Here is a 20,239-nt window from a genome sequence, read left to right as displayed (position 1 = left end):
GGGATAATAATGGACATGGATCTTGTTGTTGGGATAATGCAACAGTCGCTAACGATGGTATTATTACTCTCAGCTCCTATGTTAATAATTGGTTTGCTAGTTGGTCTGATAGTAAGTGTTTTTCAAGCAACTACCCAAATACAAGAAGCTACACTGGCTTTTGTTCCTAAGATAGTTGCAGTGATGTTATCGATGGTAGTTTTTGGCCCGTGGATGATGTCTTCTATGGTCAATTTTACTCAAAATTTATTTGAAAATATTGATAAATTTATTAAATGATTGGATAGCATATGATAAACGAATTATTCACTACAGTCATTACTTCGATAAATGTATTTTTACTAATCCTATCTAGAGTTATAGGGTTTATATCAGTTGCACCTGTATACGGAAGAAACGGAATTCCTTTGTACGTAAAAATCGGGCTCAGTATAATAGTTTCTTACATAATATTACCTTTCTTAGTTTTTGAGATTTCGACTCCAATAGGATCGCCTGAATTAATATTTATGTCATTTAAAGAAGTCATAACTGGGTTGGGTTTAGGTTTAATCGCTCAGCTCTTTTTTTCTATTTTTGCATCTGCTGGAGCAATTATTGATATGGAATTAGGTCTTTCTATGTCACAAGTATATGATCCTCAAATAGGAGGTCAAGTCACAGTTACATCGAAATTTCTAGATATTTTTGCATATCTGATATTTCTTTACATTGATGGTCATCATTACCTTATGAGAGCCATAATTAATAGCTTTTACATACTGCCACTTGGAAGTGCCCAAATATCTAATGATAATTTTATAAATTTTACGTCGAAGCTAGTAAGCTATATATTTGTAAGCGCTATTACAATAGCAATACCTATTATTATTAGTATCTTTTTGGGAAACTTACTTCTAGCATTTATGGCGAAAATTATGCCACAGATGAATGTATTTATAGTCGGTATGCCATTTAAAATTTTTTTAGGACTTATAATTTTCATAATTTCACTACCTTATATTGGTGAAGTAATAAGAAAAATACTGATGAATATATACGAATATTTATATTTATTTTTAGAGGTTGTTAAAGGATAAAATATGACTGATGTAAAACTAATTATTGATTTACAATTATTCACAGAAGAAAAAACTGAAAAAGCATCACCTAAGAAAAAACAAGATTCTAGAAAAAAAGGCCAAGTGATGCAAAGCAGAGAAATAAATACTGCAGCGGCATTGATGGCTTCAGTTCTTGCGCTTAAATATTCAGGTGGCTTTATGTTTCGAACAATAACAGAAGCCACTTATTTTTTTAGAGATTTATTATATACAGATATACTAAATGAAAGTATAGGTGGATATAAAATTTTAATTTATATGATAATGTATGTAACTAAGGCTGTAGTGATAGTAATAGGAGTTGGATTTGTAGCAGCTTTCATAACATCAAAAATTCAGGTTGGAAATTTATTTACTACAGAGACGCTAAAAATAAAACCTGAAAGATTAAATCCAATTGAAGGATTTAAAAGAATGTTCAGCATGAGGTCATTTGTAGAATTAGTAAAGTCATTATTAAAAATTGGAGTTGTTGGTTTTGTGGGATATAGTTATCTTGCAAAAAATATTGGACTTGTTTTAAAAAGTCAGCAGCTTAAACCTATTCAGTTTTCATATATGATATTCGAATTATCAATTAATCTTGCTATAAGAATGACATTTGCAATTACTGTAATTGCTATTTTAGATTTCTTCTATCAAAGATACGATTATGAGAAAAACTTAAAAATGTCAAAGCAAGAGATAAAAGAAGAATACAAGCAATCAGAAGGAGACCCTCAGATTAAGTCTAAAATTAAAGAAAAGCAAAGGCAAGCTGCAATGCGAAGAATGATGCAAGAAATTCCTAAAGCAGACGTTATTATTACAAATCCTACTCATTTTGCTGTGGCTATAAAATATGATGAGGATAAATTTGAAGCTCCATATGTTGTTGCGAAAGGAAAAAATTTGATTGCTCAAAATATTAAGCAAAAAGCAAGAGAAGTGAATATACCTGTTGTTGAAAATAAGCCATTAGCTCAGGCATTATATAAAGAAGTAGAAATTGGACAAATGATTTCACCACAGCTCTATGAAGCTGTAGCAGAAATTTTGGCATACGTTTACTCACTAAAAGAAAAAATATAGGAGGCTCTATGAAATCAGGGGATATAGCAATAACCATTGGAATAATTTTTATAATATTAATGATTATTATTCCAATACCATTATTTTTAGTAGATATACTGTTGAGCCTTAACATATCCTTGGCTCTTCTTATTTTACTTATTTCAATGTATAACAAAGAAGCTTTAGATTTTTCTGTTTTTCCATCTCTTCTATTAATTACAACATTATTTAGACTTTCATTAAATATTACTACAACTAGGTATATTTTGTCTGAGGGTAATGCAGGACAAGTTATAGAAGCTTTTGGAAATTTCGTTATGGGAGGAAATCCTGTAGTAGGATTTGTCGTTTTTATAATTATTGTAATAGTACAATTTATGGTTATAACTAAAGGTTCAGAGCGTGTAGCTGAAGTAGCGGCTAGATTTACGCTAGATGCTATGCCAGGAAAGCAGATGGCAATAGATGCAGATTTAAATACTGGTCTTATTGATGAAAGAGAAGCAAAAAATAGACGATTAAAAATTCAAGGTGAAGCTGATTTTTATGGCGCTATGGATGGAGCTTCGAAATTTGTAAAAGGAGACGCTGTAGCTGGAATTCTAATTACTCTAGTTAATGTAATTGGAGGATTTGTTATTGGGGTATTAATACAAGGAATGCCAATGGCAGAAGCATTATCTAGATTTACGATTTTATCAGTTGGTGACGGACTTGTTTCACAGATTCCAGCATTACTTATTTCTACTGGAACAGGTATAGTAGTTACCAGGGCTACATCTGAATCTAACCTTGGTAGAGACTTTATAGATCAGCTTTTTAATAACTACAAAATAATGTTTATTATATCTGGAGTTTTATTCTTCTTAGCGCTTACTCCACTTCCATTTATTCCATATATGTTGTTATCATTGGTATTTTTGGGTTCTGGACTAAACATGCTAAGAAGATCTAGAATTGAAGAGCGTACTCCAGAAATAGGAGAAGAACAAGATAACGTCGAAGAAATTAGAAGACCTGAAAATGTGCTTCCATTACTTAATGTAGATCCTATTGAACTGGAATTTGGGTATGGAATAATTCCTCTTGCAGATAAATCTCAAGGTGGAGATTTATTCGATAGATTAGTCATGATAAGGCGCCAATGCGCATTAGAATTAGGTATTGTAGTCCCTATGATTAGATTAAGAGACAACATACAACTACAACCTAATCAATATGTAATAAAAATTAAAGGAGTAGAGGTTTCTGGAGGTGAAATACTATTTGACCATTATTTAGCTATGAATCCAGGTATTGCTGATGGAGAAATAAAAGGTATAGATACAATTGAGCCGGCATTTGGACTTCCTGCAAAATGGATAGATGAGAAAGAGCGTGAAAGAGCAGAAATATTTGGATATACGGTAGTAGACCCACCATCGATTATATCTACTCACTTAACTGAAGTTATTAAAAAACATGCACATGAATTAATAGGAAGACAAGATGTTAAAATGCTTCTTGACAATCTTAAGGAAACGCATCCTACACTTGTTGATGAAGTTATACCATCTTTACTATCTATTGGTGATATACAAAAAGTTTTATCAAATCTACTTAGAGAAGGAGTTTCTATTAGGAACTTCAGTAATATTATGGAAGCATTAGCAGATTATGGACAAGTTACTAAAGACACAGATATGCTTACTGAATATTCTAGGCAAATGATGTTTAGATCCATAACGAAACAATTTATTTCTCGAGATGATGCAAAAGTAATAACACTTGACCCTGATCTTGAAAGAATAATTATGGAATCGCTTCAAACTACAGAAACGGGTACATATATGGCTCTAGAACCTAGTATATCTCAAAAACTAGTTACTAGTTTAGGAAAAGAAGTTGAGAAGGTATTATCTATAGGGGAGCAACCATTAATTGTTACTGCCCCTGTAGTAAGATTTTATTTTAAAAAATTTGTAGAACAGATAAGTGATGATATAATAGTCTTATCATATAATGAAATAGACCCAAAAACAAAAATCCAGTCTATAGGGACGGTGAGTGTGTAGTGCAGATAAAAAAATTTGTTGGAGAGAATGTAACACAAACTATGGCATTAGTAAAAAAAGAAATGGGTAATGATGCTATAATATTACAGACTAAAAAAACAAAATCAAAAGGATTTCTAGGATTTTTTAAGAAAGATATGGTCGAAGTTCTTGCTGCTATAGAACCTGATAAAGCTAGTTCTAAAGTAACTAAAACTAAATCTACAGAAACATCGCCGCCTAGATTTGAATCTGCTAATACAAGTATTGAAAATATTAAAATCCCAACATATATAGATGGAAAAAATGATAAAAATGATGTATCATTTAAAGAAGTAAATAAAATTTATCAAAAACCGATGCAGGTTAATAAGGTAAGTAGCAATGCCGACATAACAAAAGACATAGATGAAATAAAGACTGTGATAAAAGACCTAAATGAGAGATTTGTTCAGACATTTAAAACAGAAGAAGATGAAGTAATTCATGAGTTAAAAACAAAGCATTCAAATAAACTGGTAGAAAAAGGGATATCTAGTTTACTTTCGGAAGAAATAGTCAATGAAGCATTATCAAAGTACAATGATTGTAATCGAGACAGTATATTTAAAGTGATCAATGAAAGATTTAATAATTTTAGTGAAAATAACATGAAATTCTTAAAGAAATATAACGTGTTTGTTGGACCAACGGGAGTTGGTAAAACAACTACTCTTGCAAAGATAGCATCAAATTTAGCTATTGAAGAAGGCAAACGTATTGGGTTTATGACTCTAGATACATATAGAATATCTGCAGTAGAGCAGTTGAGAACATACGCAGAGATATTAAATTGCCCTATAGAGGTTGCATATGATAAGGCTGATGTATCTGAAGCTGTTAAAAGACTTGAAAGCAGAGATTCAATATTCATTGATACAGCAGGAAGAAGTCATAGAAACAAAGTCCACATGATTGAATTAGAAGAAATAATAGAAAGTATTGATGAAAAAGAGGTTTTTCTTGTTCTAAGTGCGAATTTTAATAAAGAAGATATAAAAGATATATTAGAAGCATATAGTTTTATTGATGATTTCAGCATAGTAATTACAAAGATGGATGAAACATCTAGAGAAGGATTAGTTTTTGATATTATAAATGCAGCAAATAAACCAGTTTCTTACATTACCTATGGACAGAATGTTCCAGACGATATAGAAATCTTTGATTTTAATAAGTTTGTAAATGAATTTTTAAGGGAGATCTAGGATGCAGAATTTCGATCAAGCTCAAAGGCTTAGAGAAGCAGTTGTGTTTAAAAAAAATTCAGAGCGAAATGAAAAAATAAATAACTCATCTACTAGAGTGATATGTATATCTAGCGGAAAAGGTGGGGTAGGGAAAAGTAATTTCACAATTAATCTTGCTATTGCTCTTCAATCTCAAGGGAAAAAGGTAATAGTAATAGATGCAGATTTAGGTCTTGCTAATGTCGAAATACTTCTAGGTATTATGCCAAAGTTTACTTTACTAGATGTTATAACAAAAAACACAAGTATTAAAAATGTCATAACCAAAGGACCAATGGAAATTGGTATAATTTCTGGAGGATCAGGAATACAGTCTATGGCAGAATTATCATTTTATGATATGAATAAATTATTAAATGAAATAAATGGACTTAAAGATATGGCTGATTATATTTTAATAGATACTGGAGCAGGTATTTCAAAATCAGTTACAGCATTTATTGAAGCATCCGAGGAACTTATAGTAATAACGACTTGTGAACCGCCAGCAATAGCTGATGCTTATGCACTAATAAAAATAATATCTAACATTGATAAGCAAAAAAAAATTAGTTTAGTAGCAAATAGAGCTGATGACATTAATGAGGCTGAAAATGTATATATGAAGTTAAGTTCAGTGTCAAAAAAGTTTTTAGATATGAATATAGAATATTTAGGTGGAATTTTAGATGATGATAATGTTACTAAATCTGTAAAAAAACAAGTTCCTTTTTATCTTAATAACCCTAAAGCCAAAGCAAGCCAAGGGATTCATAGTATTTCAGAAAAACTTCTTAATATGCCAGTTTCTCAGAAAGGCTTCAATAGCTTTATTAAAAAGCTTAAAGGACTATTTGTTGGAGGAGGTGCATGATGAAAGATAAAAATTTTCCCCAAATTGGTCAAAAATTAATAATAATAAGAATTAAAATGACTGGCGAAAAAGTTGAGTATGTAAGTCAACTTATGGATGTTGATGTAAATGGAGAACTTGCAGTTGCAGTTCCTATAAAAAATTCTCAATTAGTAACTCTATTAAATGGGACAAAAATTACTATAATATATAATAATAACGAGAGTGGTATGTTAGAGTTTGAAGCAGAAGTTGTTAGAAAAATCACTGGAAAAGTTCCTTTAATGTATATTAAAAAAATAAGTGAAATAATCAAAGGGCAAAGAAGGAATTATTTCAGACTAGATTTACTTGTTCCAATTCAAATAATTAAATCAAATGATGATACTATGCATTCTGGCTTTACTAAGGATATAAGCGGTGGAGGCCTTAGAATGATAACGGATGCAGATTTAAATGAAGGAGAAATCATCCATGTAAGCTTTGAACTTGAAGATAGAACTTACAATCTTAAATCCCAAGTTAGAACAAAATTTAACTCAATTGACAATAAAAATGAAGTAGGCATTGAATTTTTGGATATAATTGAAATAGATAGAAATGATTTAATTAAATATTTATTTCTTCAGCAAAGAATGCTTATTAAAAGAGGGATGTAGAATGCAAAGTATTAAAGTATTAATTGTAGATGATTCTGCCTTCATAAGAAAAATGTTGAAAGACTTATTAGAAATTGACGCATCTATTAAAGTAGTTGCAGCGGTTAAAAATGGAAAAGAAGCTATTGAATTTTTAGAGTCTAGCTATGTTGATGTAATCACACTTGATGTAGAGATGCCTGTAATGGACGGTATAGCAACTCTGAAAGAAATTATGAGAGTAAGGCCGACTCCTGTTGTCATGTTGAGCTCATTAACAAAAGAAGGAGCGGAGATGACATTTAAAGCATTAGACCTAGGAGCTGTGAATTTTTTAGCTAAGCCAACTAATATTTTCAAAATCAGCTCATCGGCAGATATTCAAGATAGCATAATTGATAAAGTTAAAGAAGCTTCAAAAGTTAGAGTAAATAAAATAGCAGCGATTAGACCAAAAGATAATAAAATAAGTTATACTGAATCAAGTAGTATGAATTCAAGCATCAAAAATAGTGATATAAAAAAAATTGTTGCAATAGGGACATCTACAGGAGGACCAAGAGCTTTACAAGAAGTGATTAGCAATCTATCAGGCAGTTTTCCTGCACCAGTATTAATAGTACAGCACATGCCAAAAGGCTTCACCAAATCGTTGGCTGATAGACTTGATTCTATTTCTAGAATCAGGGTAAAAGAAGCTGAAGACAACGAAATAGTTGAAAATGCTACTGTATATATAGCTCCTGGAGATAGGCATTTAAAGATTGAGGCTTTCTCAAAAAATAAATACCGAATAAGACTCGATGATGGACCAAACGTATCAGGACATAAACCATCTGTTGACGCATTGTTTTATTCGTTATGTGATGTTCCAACTAATGATATAATAACTGTAATAATGACAGGGATGGGGGCTGATGGAGCTAAAGCCATGGAACAATTAAAACTTATAAAAAAATCTACAACGATAGTTGAAGATGAGTCAACTTGTGTAGTGTTCGGAATGCCGAAATCAGCTATAGCAACAGGTAAAGTTGATAAGATTTTGCCACTTAATAAGATAGCCGCTGAGCTTAATAAAATGTTGGGGGTGTAATATGCTAGATTTTGAACAATATATTGATATATTTATAGACGAATCTAAGGAACATTTACAGAATTTGAACCAGTGCTTAATGGATTATGAAGCAAACACTGAAAATTTAGAGACAGTAAATGAAATTTTTAGAATAGCGCATACATTAAAGGGCATGTCTGCGACAATGGGTTTTGAAACAATTGCTTCACTTACTCATAAAATGGAAAATATTTTAGATGGAATAAGATCGCATAAACTTCAGACAACCTCTGAAATGGTGGATATATTATTTGAAGGGCTTGATATTTTAGAAGAAGAAGTTAAAAGCATTGAAACTACAGGAAAAGAAAAGAAAATTGATATAAAAAATATAATAGCAAGATTGGATGATATTGAAAACCAAAGAGGAGGTTCTACAAAAGCTTCTGATCAACCCAAAAAGGACTTTGATAATAATCATGACATAGAAATCAGTGAGGAAGATCGAGATACCATAATTAGTGTAGCTACTGAGATGGCTGAAAATGGATTTAAAGTATTCAAACTATGGATAAAATTAGAAGACGGGTGTATGTTAAAAGCAGCTAGAGCCTTTCTAGTATTCAAGTCTCTTGAAAGTAAAGGCGAAATAGTTTATTCTAGTCCATCTTCCGATGATATAGAAGATGAAAAATTTGATGATAACTTTACAGTTTTATATTCAAGCAAGTTATCGTCTGATGAAGTTCAAAAAATTGTTATGGAAGTTTCTGAAATTGAAAAAGTTGAGATTTCTCTATTTGATATATCAAAAGAAAGTATAGGAAAATCATCTGCTTCAGAGTTAATTGAAGCTCAAGGTGATAATCAAAACCAGTTTGAAGACATAAAACAAAGTCAAATCCATGAAAATAAATCCGATGCTAAAAATGGAGCAACTCAAGAAAAACAAGCAGAAACAGACTCTTCTTCAAAGAAAAACAAAACCGGTAAAACTGTAAGGGTTGATATTGATAGATTAGATAATTTAATGAACCTTGTAAGTGAACTAATAATTGTTAAAACTAGACTAGAAGACGATGAAATAAGCTCAAATCAACAGAATATGAATGACGCAGTTGAATATCTTGAGAGAATAACAACTAGCCTTCACGATGCAGTTACAAAGGTTAGAATGGTTCCTGTTGAAAGAGTATTTAATCGCTTTCCAAGGATGGTAAGAGATTTATCTAAAGATTTAAATAAGGAAATAGAGCTGTTTATGTCAGGCGAAGAGACAGAAGTAGATAGAACAGTTATAGATGAAATTGGAGATCCATTAATTCACTTATTAAGGAACTCAATTGACCATGGAATTGAGATTCCAGAAGTAAGGCTTGAAAAAGGTAAAAGTGAAAAAGGTAGAGTTAATCTTAATGCATATCCTGATGGAAACACTGTTGTTATTGAAGTATCAGATGATGGGGCAGGAATTAATGTTGAAAAGGTTAAGCAAAAAGCCATAGACAAGGGATTAATAACAACTGAACAAGCGAGAGAAATGGATGCCAACAAAGCTGCAGAGCTTATATTTGCACCTGGCTTTAGTACAGCTGATAAAGTATCTGATATATCTGGACGTGGAGTTGGATTGGATGTTGTTCTAACTAAAATCGAAGCTCTCGGAGGAAATGTAGAAATTGAGACAGAAAAAGATAAAGGTTCAAGATTCATAATCAGACTTCCGCTTACCCTTGCTATAATTCAAGCTTTACTTGTAATAGTAGGTGAAGAAAAGTATGCGATTCCTCTTAATAACATAAAAGAAATAACAGACATAAACATTGAGGAAATTAGACTAATAGAACAAAAAGAGGTTATACTTTATAGATATAATCCATTGCCTCTATTAAGACTTTCTGAAGTACTAGATTGCAAAGAACAAAAGAGAACTCAAGGTGAAGCAACAGTTGTTATTGTAAAAAAAGGTGACAAAGAAATAGGCCTTATCATTGATTCATTGATTGGGCAGCAAGAAATAGTTATAAAATCTCTTGGAAGATACTTGAACTTTGTAAAAGAAATAGCTGGAGCTACTATTCTTGGTAATGGTGGAGTAGCACTGATTATAGATACAAATTCACTGTTTTAATTTAAGGAGGTGAAAGGTTTATGAATGATAATCAATTTGTTATTTTTAGATTAGCAGATGAATACTATGGTATCAAAATTGAAAATGTAGAAACCATTGAGCGAATAATGGAAATAACTAGAGTCCCTAAAACTCAAAACTATATAAAAGGTGTAATTAACCTTAGAGGTGAAATTGTTCCAATTATTGATTTGAGAGACAGGCTTGGTCTTCCAGGTAAAGACTACGATTCTGAGACAAGAATAATAGTTAATAAAAAACAAGACCTAATGATAGGGTATATTGTGGATTCAGCTTCTGAAGTAAAAGATATACCTCCGTCATCTATTAGTTATGGAACTTTTGAAGAGAACTTGTCAGATACATTCGTAAAAGGTATAGGGAAAGTAGAAAATCAAATGATAATATTGTTAGATGTAGATAAGATATTGGAACATTAAAACTTACATCTTAGTTGGGAGAATATTATGGATTTTAGTATGGATAATATTAACGGCTTATATTTAGATGTTTTAAAGGAAATAGGGAATATAGGCTCGGGGAATGCAGCGACTTCACTTTCAAAGATGATAAATAAATCAGTTAACATGGAAGTTCCAAATATTGAAGTAATTGAAACTGAAAAAGTTGTGGAAATTTTTGAAGATGAAGAAGAAATAACAGTTGGTGTGTATATTAACTTCAACGGAGATATTAATGGAACAATTCTAACATTACTAGATAAAGCATCTTCTGATAACCTAGTTAGAATACTTTTTGGAAAAAAACCAGAGAGTGATATTTATAATGAAATAGAGTCATCAGTTATTCAAGAGCTTGGCAATATAATGTCTAGTGGATATGTGACATCAATATCAATGATGACATCACTAAATATAAATATTTCAGTTCCAGCAGTTAATATCGATATGGTGAGTTCAATTCTAAGTGTACCTGCTGTGGAATATGGACTTGAAAGTGATAAGTTAATATTAATTGAAAACAAGCTAGAAATTGATGATGAAAAAATTAAATGCTACTTCTTCTTTATGCCAGACTTGACATCGTTTGACACCTTATTTAGAAGCTTAGGGGTGCTAGGGAATGGATAAAAATATTAAAGTAGGCATGGCAGACTACAAAGTTGCTTCGGGAGAAGAAGTTTTAATAACATTAGGATTAGGATCTTGTGTTGGAGTCATTATATATGATTCCTCAAAAAAAATAGCTGGAATGGCTCATATAATGTTGCCTTCCAGCTTGGAAATAAAGAATAATTCTAATAAAATGAAGTTTGCTGACACCTGCATAGATTTAATGATGGATGAACTATTAAAGCTAAAGGTATCCAAAACATCTCTTAAAGCAAAAATAGCTGGAGGAGCTCAAATGTTCAGCGTTTCGCTTAATACAGAAAGCTTAAATATAGGGAAACGAAATGTAATAGCGGTTAAAGAAAAGCTTAAATCCTTAAATATACCAATAATTGCAGAAGATGTTCTAGGAAATCATGGTAGAACTATCAAATTTGATTGTAATAACCAACAGCTAAACATAAAAAGTATTGGTAAAGGGGAGCATATTATATAAAACTAATAAAATCAAAAGGTTTCGAAGGAGCTGTCATGGGAAAATATTTTATGCTGTGGATATTACTAAATTATATATTGTCTATGACTATTTTATTTATATCTTTGCTCAAGCATTGGAGCCTATTTATATTTTTAAAAAACATACTATTTTTAGCTGTTGGAATTAATTTAATAATATTGATAATAGGACTAATAATTAAAACATTAAAAAATAAAAAAGAGGATGAAAGTATCATAGATTTAGTTGTACCTACAGAATCGGAAGAAGAAATTAAACAGATTTTAAAGGAAGCGTCTTCATTAGATGCGGATGATGAATTTAAGGACTGGACCCCAGATAATTGAGAAAAGGGGGATTGAAAATGACTAGGCAAATTGATATGTGGGAGAGATTTTCACAAGAGGAAGATTTGGAGAAAAAGAAAGAAATTAAAAAAGTAATTATAGAGGAATATATTAATCTCGTGAAGATAATTGCAGGAAAGCTCTATAATTATTATGCAAGCAATATTGAATATGATGATTTAATGAGTTATGGAGTGATTGGGTTAATAGATGCTATAGATAAGTATGATCCTACTAAAAATATTAAGTTTGAAACATATGCATCTATTAGAATAAGGGGATCCATAATTGATCAAATTAGAAATTTAGACTGGATACCTAGGTCTATTAGGCAGAAATCTAAAATTTTAAAAGATGCGAATGAAGCTTTAGAGTCTAAGTATGGAAGAGAAGCTTCATATCAAGAAATTGCAAAATATTTAGGCAAATCAGAACAAGAAGTTCTCACATTAATTGAGGAGACTTCAGTATATAATGTTCTATCTATAGAAGATGATTTTAATGAATCTTTCAAAATTCAGTTAAAAGATGAAAGTCTAGAATCAAGCCCAGAGGATTTGACTGTTTATAATGATACAGTAAAGGAATTAGAAAGAACAATTAGCGAGCTTAATGAAAGAGAACAGCTTATTATTAACTTATATTATTATGAGGGATTGACCTACAAGGAAATTGGAGAAATATTAAATATTTCTGAATCAAGAGTCTCTCAAATTCACAGCAAAGCTATATCTAAAATGCGAAAGCAATTTCAGCACTAAGGAGGCAGTGGTTAATGTTTCAGCGAATTAATTTTGATAAAATAATAGATGACTACACCCTTAACTTGGTTGTAACAAAAGATTATATGAAAGCATACCTGGAAATTTCTCTGGATACTGATGAAATTCCTGACAAAAACCTGACTATTGAGGATATTGAAAGCTTCTTGAGAGAAAAAGAAGTAGTGTATGGAATACAGAGAAATATTATTCAAGATATGATAGATTCTAGAGTTTATCAAAAATCAGTTATGGTTGCTGAAGCTGATATGCCTCAAAAGGGTGATGATGGTTATATACAGTATACTCATAGAATAAAAAACTCAATATCCCTTAATCAAGATGATAAAGGGAATATAAATTTTAAAGAATTAGGATGGTTTGTCCAAGTAAATAAAGGCGATGTTTTAGCGAAGAAAATTCCTCCTACTAAAGGCAAGGGAGGTAAAAATTTAAAAGGGGAAGAAATTCCCGCGGTTTCTGGCAAGGAAGCTGTTTTTAAATATGGTAAAAATGTTGTAGAATCCGAAGATAAGACTAGTTTAATTTCAACAAAAGAGGGAAGACTTGAATATGCAGGAGATAAGCTTCAAGTTAACGACGTTCTGAGCATTAAAGGCAATATAGATACTAGCACAGGGAATATTCACTTTGGTGGAGATGTAGTTGTGAATGGGGATATAAAAACAGGATTCGAAGTTAACTGCGCAGGAAGTCTTGAAGTGAATGGAGTAATTGAAGCGGCTAATATAGTAGTCGGAAGAGATTTAGTAGTTAAAGGTGGAATTCAAGGAAATGCAAAATCATCTATAAAAGTAAGTGGAAGCACAATATGTAGATTCATTGAAAACGCTTGCGTATTTTCTGATGGAGATATAATAACTGATTTTGTAGTACATAGTAATATTAGTTGCGGTTCAAATCTAGTTGTAAAAGGAAAAAAAGGACTTATAGTTGGTGGAGAGATAAAAGTTAAAAATGAAATTAATGCACAGGTTATTGGTTCGTATATGGGAACAAAGACGATTATTGAAATTGGGCTAGATCCTTCACAGAAAAATAAGCTTGATGCATATAGAGATGAACTTCATTCAAATGAAAAGAAATTAAAAGATTTACAGCCTACTATTGAGACAGGAAAACAACTGTTGCAAAGAGGTTTAATGGATAACATAAAGAAAATTTCTTTTGTAAAAATGTTAGAAGATTATAATAAGACTGTTCAAAATATTAGTATAGTTGAGACTGAAATTCAAAAAATAGAAAAGCAGCTTAGCGAGATTAGATATGGCATGATGCAAGTTAAAGATAAAATTTATCCTGGAGTAAAAATTACGATAGGTAGATACAGCAGATATATAAAAGATGAAACAGGAGCATCAAAGCTATATGTCCAAGATGGAGATATAGTGATTCACAAGAATTAAATTAGGAGGGAATATGTCGCAAAGTGTAGTTTTAATTTTATTAGGGGTAGCTTTTGTACTTAATATTATATCTTTTTTGATGCTTGCAAAAAAAGACGACACGAAACCTGATGAGGATAATCTTCAGGGAGAACTGATTTTAATTCATCGCTCAACTAATCAGATAATTAGCGAAATTGATAAACTTAAAACTGAACTTCAATCAATTGAAACTAAGCTAGAAACTGATGATGACGTGATAAGCAAATTTTCTAAACAAGGTATGAGCAATATTGATATGGCTAAAGCGATGAATAGAAGCGTTAAAGAAATTGACTTGATTATGAAGATGAGAGGAAATAGATAATCATTATGGAAAAGAAAATAGCTACATATTTACTCGGGGTTGCTATGGGAATTATTATAATGGCATTTTTAAATGTTCTTATCTTTGATACAAGTACTAATGAAAAAGCGTTAATTGATTTAAAAAAAAGCTATGAAAGTCTTTTGGAAGAAAAAACCAATCTTCAAGCTCAATTAGATGTAAAAGCAGAAGAAACAAATAAAAAAGAAGCTAAAGAATTAGCTGGCAAAGATACAAAAGAACCTGCTAAAGCTGAAATAACTATAAATCAAAACGATTCACATGAAGAGATTGCCGATAAGCTTGTAGAGGGGAACATTTATCCTCATAAGAATGATATAATGCTTATTTTAGAGATATTAGAATACGATAAGCTAGAAGCTGAGAAATATCTTGTAGATTATGGAATAGTTCCAAAGCATACAAATGCACTTAAATTATACGATGAAAAAAGCCTTAGAATTAGAGAAGTTTTAGCTAAAGAAAAAGTAATTGTTGATGAAGATGCTTTTGAAAAATTTCAATATATGATTGACAGGAGTACTAAAATTAAATCTGGGACTAAAAGCTTTAAAGTAAATAGTTCACTTAGAGAAATTGTAGACGTGCTATCAAATTAAATATTAAAATGCCGTAATTTTATTATACATATATAAATTATTCTTGATTTTGTTTCAACTTTCCTATATTATATTAGAGGAATTAAATCACACACGTTCCTTAATTTTTGAGGCGGTGCCGAAAGGCTTCTTGAAAAGATGAAAGGGACGGAGGTAAAAAACCAAGGAGGAAATTAAATGTCAGTAGTAAGTATGAAGCAATTGTTAGAAGCGGGAGTTCATTTTGGTCACCAGACTAGAAGATGGAACCCTAAAATGTCAAGATTTATATTCACAGAGAGAAATGGAATATACATCATTGATTTACAAAAAACAGTAAAGAAAATTGAAGAAGCTTATAGCTTTATCAGAGAAGTTGCTGAAACTGGAAAGCCAATTCTTTTCGTTGGAACTAAAAAGCAAGCTCAAGATTCTATCAAAGAAGAAGCTGAAAGATCAGGAATGTACTATGTAAATGAAAGATGGCTAGGTGGAATGCTAACAAACTACCAAACTATCAAAAAAAGAATAGATAGATTAAGAGAGCTTGAAAAAATGCAAGAAGATGGAACTTTTGATGTACTTCCTAAAAAAGAAGTAATCCAACTTATGAACGAAAAAGAAAAACTAGAGAAATACCTTAACGGTATTAAAGATATGCCAGAAGTTCCAGGCGCTATTTTCATAGTTGACCCTAGAAAAGAAAGAATAGCTGTTAAAGAAGCTCACAAATTAGGAATTCCAGTTGTTGGTATCGTAGATACAAACTGTGACCCAGATGAAATTGACTTCCCAATCCCAGGAAATGACGATGCAATCAGAGCAGTAAAACTTATTGCGTCTACTATTTCACAAGCTATTATCGAAGCAAAGCAAGGACAAATTGAAGAAACTACATCTACTGAAGAAGCTGCTGTAGAAGCAGAAGTAGTAGAAGCTGAATAATATAAATTGGGTAAGGGCAAGCCCTTACCCTTACTAATGTACAGGAGGAGATATTATGGCTATTACAGCAGGTATGGTTAAAGAGTTAAGAGAAAAAACTGGTGCTGGAATGATGGATTGCAAGAAGGCATTAACTGAAGCAGAAGGTAACATGGAAAGAGCTATAGATATCCTAAGAGAAAAAGGACTTTCTCAAGCGGCTAAAAAATCAGATCGTATTGCAGCTGAAGGATTAGTTGGAATGATGATATCTGAAGATGGAAAAAAAGCTGCCATGACTGAAGTAAATTCAGAAACAGATTTCGTTGCTAAAAACGAAGAGTTCCAAACTTTTGTAGCTAATGTTACTAAAGTTGCAATGGAAAAAGAGCCTAAAGATTTAGAAGCACTTCTTGCGTCTGAGTATGCTGATGGAGTTACAGTTGAAGCTGAGCTTACATCTAAAATTGCTAAAATCGGTGAAAATATGAACGTAAGAAGATTCTCAGCTCTATCAATAGAAGCTGGAAGAATTTCAGGTTATGTTCACGGAGCTGGTAAAATAGCAGTATTAGTTAAACTAGAAGCTGCAAGTGATTCTGAGAAATTAGATGAACTAGGAAAAGATATAGCAATGCAAGTTGCAGCTATGAATCCAAAATATATTTCTCGTGACGATGTAGACCAAGACTACATTAGCCATGAGAGAGAAATTCTTATTCAGCAAGCTCTTAATGAAGGAAAACCACAGAACATAGTTGAAAAAATGGTTGAAGGAAGATTACAAAAGCAACTTAAAGAAGTTTGTCTACTTGAGCAGACATTTGTAAAAGACTCTGACAAAGCAGTTAAAGATGTTGTTGCAGATACTGCAAAAGCTTTAGGCGTTGAAATAAAAGTAGTAGCAGTTGAAAGATTCGAGGTTGGAGAAGGCCTTGAAAAGAAATCAGAAAATTTTGCAGAAGAAGTTGCTAAGCAATTAGGTAACTAATATTATAATCTAAAAGAGAACACCCGTTGTGTTCTCTTTTTTCAAAACCGGTTCTTTGGGAGGAATTTATGACAAGTACACAATATAAAAGAGTTCTGCTAAAACTAAGTGGTGAAGCATTGGCTGGAGATAAAGGCTATGGAATAGAAAATTCTGTACTTAATTCTATAGCTAAATCTATAAAAACCTTGATGGATATGGGTGTAGAAGTGGCAATTGTTGTTGGTGGAGGAAATATCTTTAGAGGCCGAAGCGGTGAAGGTATGGATAGAACAACAGGTGATTACATGGGCATGCTTGCAACTGTGATTAACTCTCTTGCACTTCAATCATCTCTTGAAAATGAAGGCGTAGTGACTAGAGTGCAAACTGCAATAGAAATGAGACAGATTGCTGAACCTTATATTCGTAGAAGAGCTATAAGACATCTTGAAAAGCAAAGAGTAGTGATTTTTGGAGCAGGAACAGGCAATCCATATTTTTCTACTGATACTACTGCAGCACTTAGAGCAGCAGAAATAGAGGCGGATGTAATTCTTTTAGCTAAAAAAGTTGATGGCGTTTATGATAGTGACCCAGTGCTTAATCCAGATGCAGTTAAATTTGACGAGTTAACTTATATGGATGTTTTAAACAAAGGGCTTAAAGTAATGGACTCAACAGCGACATCATTGTGTATGGATAATAATATTCCTATTAGGGTATTTTCACTTGAAGATCCAAATAATATAATAGAAGTGGTTAAAGGAAAAAATATTGGAACTATAGTAAAGGGGGATTAAGTATGAAACTCGATATCCACAAGAAACTTGAAGAAAAAATGGAAAAAACGATTGCTGTTTTAAAAGATGAACTACTCACTATTAGAGCAGGAAGAGCAAATCCAAATATGTTAGATCGTGTGATGGTTGATTACTATGGAACTATGACTCCGCTTAAGCAAATGGCTGGAGTATCATCACCTGAACCTAGAACTATACTTATTCAACCATGGGATAAAAGTGCTATGGGAAGTATTGAAAAAGCTATTCTTAGTTCAGATTTAGGCTTCAATCCTACAAATGATGGTAATTCAATTAGAATTAACATACCGCAGCTTACTGAAGAAAGAAGAAAAGATCTTATAAAACTAGTAGCTAAAACTGGAGAACAAGCTAAGGTTGCGATTAGAAATGAAAGACGTGAAGCAAACGAAGCAATTAAAAAAATGGAAAAAACTTCTGAGCTAACTGAAGATGATTCAAAAAAAGCTCAGGATGAAGTGCAAAAGCTTACTGATTCTCATATCAAGATGATAGATGATATGCTGGCAAAAAAAGAGAAGGATATAATGGAGGTTTAATGGACAATATTTGTCATAGACTTATTGGTAAATCTAAATTATATATACTGGACTATGCGAAAGAAAATAATCTAGTTGTTAGTTTTTCACACACAAAAGGTCATAAAGATTCAGACATCTTAACTGAAGAGTATGCAGTAAAAGCAAATTACGATAATGGTGAAATACAGGTGGTTTTGTCCTATTTTAAAACTGCTATATAAAAAACCCCGGCCTTTTGGTCGGGGTAACTTCATATTAAAGGAATGATATCTTTGAGTTATTATGATAAAATAGATAAAAGTAATATACCTAGCCATATTGGTATAATAATGGATGGAAATGGACGTTGGGCTAAGAAAAGAATGCTTCCAAGAAGCTTTGGCCATAAAGCTGGAGTGGAAACAATAAGAGATATTGTAAAGGCTTGCAACGAGCTTAAGGTTGAATATTTGACCCTGTATGCTTTTTCCACTGAAAACTGGAATAGGCCAGAAGAGGAAGTAAGCGCTCTTATGAAGTTATTACTTGAGTACTTAAAAAAAGAAACAAAAGAGCTAGATAAAAATAATGTTAGAATAAATGCAATTGGGGATTACTCAAAGCTACCAAAGCTAATTTATGATGAACTTTGCGAATCTATTGAAAAAACTAAGAATAATACTGGTGTTGTAATGTCGCTTGCTTTGAATTATGGAAGCAGAAATGATATTATGACAGCTGTAAAAAATATAATATTAGAGGAAAGAGAAAAGGGTATTGATATTGATAGTGTTGATGAAGACTTTATGAGGAATTACCTAAGCACTAGATTGTTACCAGACCCTGATTTAATTATAAGACCAAGCGGAGAATTAAGACTTTCTAACTTTTTAATGTGGGAAGCAGCCTATGCCGAATTTTGGTTTTCTGACATAAACTGGCCAGATTTTAAAAGAGAAGATTTATATAAAGCAATTTTTGATTATCAAAATAGAGATAGAAGATTCGGCACCATAAGTTAGGAGGGGTATTTTGAAAGTCAGAATTATATCTGCACTAGTTCTTCTTCCGATATTTTTCTTCGTTATCATATATGGAGGACTTGTAACAAAGCTAGCAGTTTTACTTGTTGCATTAATATCAATTAAAGAATTTACAAATGCATTTGCAGAATCGGGGATTAAACCAACAAATGCAATTTTATATATTATAACAATATTATTTTTAGTTCCTAGCTGGCTAAATATATGGTCGGTGCTACCTGTTTTGCTATTTATACTTGTAGTGGGCGAGAGCATCCTTCTTATTTTTGGAAAAAAAACAGTAGAGGATATTTCGGTAAGCATCTTAACTTTTGTTTATATAACGGTTGCTCTTAGCAGTGTGATTGTTGTTAGAGAGGCATCGTTTGATTTCATTTGGTATATTTTTATTTTTGCATGGGCAACAGATACCTGTGCTTACTTTGCAGGTTTTGCTTTTGGAAAGCATAAACTTATGCCAAAGGTTAGCCCTAAAAAAACTATAGAAGGGGCTATAGGAGGTATAATTGGCTGTATTATAATATCGACTGTATATGCTTATTTCGTACATCCTGAGTATATCTTGCTTATAGGAGTCTCAGCGCTAATAGGAAGCGTAATATCTCAAGCAGGAGACTTATTTGCATCTTCTTTTAAACGTAAGCTAGGTGTAAAAGATTATGGAAATCTTATACCTGGACATGGAGGAATGCTAGATAGAATAGACAGCATTATATTCACAGCGCCATTTACTTATATAGTGATGTTTATTGCAAAGCTGATATAAAATATATAAAAATTAATTAAAAGCAGG

Annotated in this window: 24 protein-coding genes; all 24 read left to right on the top strand. The window is 31.9% G+C overall.

All coding sequences use genetic code 11. The features are described 5' to 3' along the window. Positions 1–9: 9 nt before the first annotated feature. The 24 genes from fliQ (at position 10) to CLOST_RS08610 (ending at position 20,212) form a co-directional block, all read left to right on the top strand. Positions 10–279: a flagellar biosynthesis protein FliQ gene (fliQ, locus tag CLOST_RS08725; RefSeq protein WP_013361935.1), complete on the top strand. Its 270-nt coding sequence runs from the start codon at positions 10–12 to the stop codon at positions 277–279. Between the two features lie 11 nt (positions 280–290). Beyond that, a complete protein-coding gene (gene fliR, locus CLOST_RS08720; RefSeq protein WP_013361934.1) occupies positions 291–1,079 on the top strand; it encodes a flagellar biosynthetic protein FliR in 789 nt (262 codons plus the stop codon). A 3-nt stretch (positions 1,080–1,082) separates the two neighbouring features. Next, positions 1,083–2,174: a flagellar biosynthesis protein FlhB gene (gene flhB / locus CLOST_RS08715; RefSeq protein ID WP_013361933.1), complete on the top strand. Its 1,092-nt coding sequence runs from the start codon at positions 1,083–1,085 to the stop codon at positions 2,172–2,174. 8 nt (positions 2,175–2,182) lie between these two features. Further along, positions 2,183–4,210, top strand: coding sequence for a flagellar biosynthesis protein FlhA (gene flhA, locus CLOST_RS08710; RefSeq protein ID WP_013361932.1), 2,028 nt, complete (start codon positions 2,183–2,185; stop codon positions 4,208–4,210). Then, a complete protein-coding gene (gene flhF / locus CLOST_RS08705) occupies positions 4,210–5,436 on the top strand; it encodes a flagellar biosynthesis GTPase FlhF (protein WP_013361931.1) in 1,227 nt (408 codons plus the stop codon). The genes flhA and flhF overlap by 1 nt, the downstream gene beginning before the upstream one ends. A 1-nt stretch (position 5,437) precedes the next feature. Then, positions 5,438–6,331 carry a MinD/ParA family protein gene (locus tag CLOST_RS08700; protein ID WP_013361930.1) on the top strand — a complete coding sequence of 298 codons (894 nt, stop codon included), beginning with the start codon at positions 5,438–5,440 and terminating at the stop codon, positions 6,329–6,331. Beyond that, positions 6,331–6,969 carry a flagellar brake protein gene (locus CLOST_RS08695; protein WP_041487165.1) on the top strand — a complete coding sequence of 213 codons (639 nt, stop codon included), beginning with the start codon at positions 6,331–6,333 and terminating at the stop codon, positions 6,967–6,969. The genes CLOST_RS08700 and CLOST_RS08695 overlap by 1 nt, the downstream gene beginning before the upstream one ends. A gap of 1 nt (position 6,970) precedes the next feature. Continuing rightward, positions 6,971–8,044, top strand: coding sequence for a protein-glutamate methylesterase/protein-glutamine glutaminase (locus tag CLOST_RS08690; RefSeq protein ID WP_013361928.1), 1,074 nt, complete (start codon positions 6,971–6,973; stop codon positions 8,042–8,044). A gap of 1 nt (position 8,045) precedes the next feature. Then, positions 8,046–10,136 carry a chemotaxis protein CheA gene (locus CLOST_RS08685; RefSeq protein WP_013361927.1) on the top strand — a complete coding sequence of 697 codons (2,091 nt, stop codon included), beginning with the start codon at positions 8,046–8,048 and terminating at the stop codon, positions 10,134–10,136. A 20-nt stretch (positions 10,137–10,156) separates the two neighbouring features. Continuing rightward, the gene (locus CLOST_RS08680; protein ID WP_013361926.1) at positions 10,157–10,576 is read left to right on the top strand and encodes a chemotaxis protein CheW; all 420 of its coding nucleotides are present in this window, start codon (positions 10,157–10,159) and stop codon (positions 10,574–10,576) included. A 27-nt stretch (positions 10,577–10,603) separates the two neighbouring features. After that, positions 10,604–11,227: a chemotaxis protein CheC gene (locus CLOST_RS08675; protein ID WP_013361925.1), complete on the top strand. Its 624-nt coding sequence runs from the start codon at positions 10,604–10,606 to the stop codon at positions 11,225–11,227. Then, a complete protein-coding gene (locus CLOST_RS08670) occupies positions 11,220–11,705 on the top strand; it encodes a chemotaxis protein CheD (RefSeq protein WP_013361924.1) in 486 nt (161 codons plus the stop codon). Before CLOST_RS08675 ends, CLOST_RS08670 begins: the two co-directional genes overlap by 8 nt. Positions 11,706–11,740: 35 nt before the next feature. Continuing rightward, positions 11,741–12,052 carry a hypothetical protein gene (locus CLOST_RS13975; protein ID WP_013361923.1) on the top strand — a complete coding sequence of 104 codons (312 nt, stop codon included), beginning with the start codon at positions 11,741–11,743 and terminating at the stop codon, positions 12,050–12,052. A gap of 17 nt (positions 12,053–12,069) precedes the next feature. After that, positions 12,070–12,813 carry a sigma-70 family RNA polymerase sigma factor gene (locus CLOST_RS08660; protein WP_013361922.1) on the top strand — a complete coding sequence of 248 codons (744 nt, stop codon included), beginning with the start codon at positions 12,070–12,072 and terminating at the stop codon, positions 12,811–12,813. 14 nt (positions 12,814–12,827) lie between these two features. Next, positions 12,828–14,240, top strand: coding sequence for a FapA family protein (locus CLOST_RS08655; protein ID WP_013361921.1), 1,413 nt, complete (start codon positions 12,828–12,830; stop codon positions 14,238–14,240). Between the two features lie 13 nt (positions 14,241–14,253). Next, entirely contained in the window at positions 14,254–14,586 is a 333-nt protein-coding gene (locus CLOST_RS08650; RefSeq protein WP_013361920.1) for a hypothetical protein, read from the top strand. 5 nt (positions 14,587–14,591) lie between these two features. Then, a complete protein-coding gene (locus CLOST_RS08645) occupies positions 14,592–15,206 on the top strand; it encodes a hypothetical protein (RefSeq protein ID WP_013361919.1) in 615 nt (204 codons plus the stop codon). A 177-nt stretch (positions 15,207–15,383) separates the two neighbouring features. Next, on the top strand, positions 15,384–16,130 hold the full coding sequence (gene rpsB, locus CLOST_RS08640; protein WP_013361918.1) for a 30S ribosomal protein S2: 747 nt from the start codon (positions 15,384–15,386) through the stop codon (positions 16,128–16,130). Positions 16,131–16,185: 55 nt separating this feature from the next. Further along, positions 16,186–17,100 (top strand): translation elongation factor Ts, encoded by a 915-nt coding sequence (tsf, locus tag CLOST_RS08635; RefSeq protein ID WP_013361917.1) that lies wholly within the window; start codon positions 16,186–16,188, stop codon positions 17,098–17,100. A 68-nt stretch (positions 17,101–17,168) separates the two neighbouring features. Beyond that, the gene (gene pyrH / locus CLOST_RS08630; protein WP_013361916.1) at positions 17,169–17,882 is read left to right on the top strand and encodes a UMP kinase; all 714 of its coding nucleotides are present in this window, start codon (positions 17,169–17,171) and stop codon (positions 17,880–17,882) included. Between the two features lie 2 nt (positions 17,883–17,884). Further along, positions 17,885–18,442 carry a ribosome recycling factor gene (frr, locus tag CLOST_RS08625; RefSeq protein ID WP_013361915.1) on the top strand — a complete coding sequence of 186 codons (558 nt, stop codon included), beginning with the start codon at positions 17,885–17,887 and terminating at the stop codon, positions 18,440–18,442. Beyond that, positions 18,442–18,645: a hypothetical protein gene (locus CLOST_RS08620; RefSeq protein ID WP_013361914.1), complete on the top strand. Its 204-nt coding sequence runs from the start codon at positions 18,442–18,444 to the stop codon at positions 18,643–18,645. Before frr ends, CLOST_RS08620 begins: the two co-directional genes overlap by 1 nt. A gap of 51 nt (positions 18,646–18,696) precedes the next feature. After that, positions 18,697–19,425 carry an isoprenyl transferase gene (locus tag CLOST_RS08615; RefSeq protein ID WP_013361913.1) on the top strand — a complete coding sequence of 243 codons (729 nt, stop codon included), beginning with the start codon at positions 18,697–18,699 and terminating at the stop codon, positions 19,423–19,425. Positions 19,426–19,435: 10 nt separating this feature from the next. Beyond that, positions 19,436–20,212, top strand: a complete 777-nt coding sequence (locus tag CLOST_RS08610) for a phosphatidate cytidylyltransferase (RefSeq protein ID WP_013361912.1) — start codon at positions 19,436–19,438, stop codon at positions 20,210–20,212. Positions 20,213–20,239 lie beyond the last annotated feature (27 nt).

Origin of the sequence: Acetoanaerobium sticklandii, assembly GCF_000196455.1 — a bacterium.
GTDB classification, from domain to species: Bacteria; Bacillota; Clostridia; order Peptostreptococcales; family Filifactoraceae; genus Acetoanaerobium; species Acetoanaerobium sticklandii.
This window is presented reverse-complemented; position numbering and strand designations above follow the sequence as displayed.

What these genes read in the sequence shown, in the direction of transcription:
- fliQ (WP_013361935.1), top strand. Translation starts at nt 10, where the DNA reads ATGGACATGGATCTTGTTGTTGGGATAATGCAACAGTCGCTAACGATG.
- fliR (WP_013361934.1), top strand. Translation starts at nt 291, where the DNA reads ATGATAAACGAATTATTCACTACAGTCATTACTTCGATAAATGTATTT.
- flhB (WP_013361933.1), top strand. Translation starts at nt 1,083, where the DNA reads ATGACTGATGTAAAACTAATTATTGATTTACAATTATTCACAGAAGAA.
- flhA (WP_013361932.1), top strand. Translation starts at nt 2,183, where the DNA reads ATGAAATCAGGGGATATAGCAATAACCATTGGAATAATTTTTATAATA.
- CLOST_RS08700 (WP_013361930.1), top strand. Translation starts at nt 5,438, where the DNA reads ATGCAGAATTTCGATCAAGCTCAAAGGCTTAGAGAAGCAGTTGTGTTT.
- CLOST_RS08695 (WP_041487165.1), top strand. Translation starts at nt 6,331, where the DNA reads ATGAAAGATAAAAATTTTCCCCAAATTGGTCAAAAATTAATAATAATA.
- CLOST_RS08690 (WP_013361928.1), top strand. Translation starts at nt 6,971, where the DNA reads ATGCAAAGTATTAAAGTATTAATTGTAGATGATTCTGCCTTCATAAGA.
- CLOST_RS08685 (WP_013361927.1), top strand. Translation starts at nt 8,046, where the DNA reads ATGCTAGATTTTGAACAATATATTGATATATTTATAGACGAATCTAAG.
- CLOST_RS08680 (WP_013361926.1), top strand. Translation starts at nt 10,157, where the DNA reads ATGAATGATAATCAATTTGTTATTTTTAGATTAGCAGATGAATACTAT.
- CLOST_RS08675 (WP_013361925.1), top strand. Translation starts at nt 10,604, where the DNA reads ATGGATTTTAGTATGGATAATATTAACGGCTTATATTTAGATGTTTTA.
- CLOST_RS08670 (WP_013361924.1), top strand. Translation starts at nt 11,220, where the DNA reads ATGGATAAAAATATTAAAGTAGGCATGGCAGACTACAAAGTTGCTTCG.
- CLOST_RS13975 (WP_013361923.1), top strand. Translation starts at nt 11,741, where the DNA reads ATGGGAAAATATTTTATGCTGTGGATATTACTAAATTATATATTGTCT.
- CLOST_RS08660 (WP_013361922.1), top strand. Translation starts at nt 12,070, where the DNA reads ATGACTAGGCAAATTGATATGTGGGAGAGATTTTCACAAGAGGAAGAT.
- CLOST_RS08655 (WP_013361921.1), top strand. Translation starts at nt 12,828, where the DNA reads ATGTTTCAGCGAATTAATTTTGATAAAATAATAGATGACTACACCCTT.
- CLOST_RS08650 (WP_013361920.1), top strand. Translation starts at nt 14,254, where the DNA reads ATGTCGCAAAGTGTAGTTTTAATTTTATTAGGGGTAGCTTTTGTACTT.
- CLOST_RS08645 (WP_013361919.1), top strand. Translation starts at nt 14,592, where the DNA reads ATGGAAAAGAAAATAGCTACATATTTACTCGGGGTTGCTATGGGAATT.
- rpsB (WP_013361918.1), top strand. Translation starts at nt 15,384, where the DNA reads ATGTCAGTAGTAAGTATGAAGCAATTGTTAGAAGCGGGAGTTCATTTT.
- tsf (WP_013361917.1), top strand. Translation starts at nt 16,186, where the DNA reads ATGGCTATTACAGCAGGTATGGTTAAAGAGTTAAGAGAAAAAACTGGT.
- pyrH (WP_013361916.1), top strand. Translation starts at nt 17,169, where the DNA reads ATGACAAGTACACAATATAAAAGAGTTCTGCTAAAACTAAGTGGTGAA.
- frr (WP_013361915.1), top strand. Translation starts at nt 17,885, where the DNA reads ATGAAACTCGATATCCACAAGAAACTTGAAGAAAAAATGGAAAAAACG.
- CLOST_RS08620 (WP_013361914.1), top strand. Translation starts at nt 18,442, where the DNA reads ATGGACAATATTTGTCATAGACTTATTGGTAAATCTAAATTATATATA.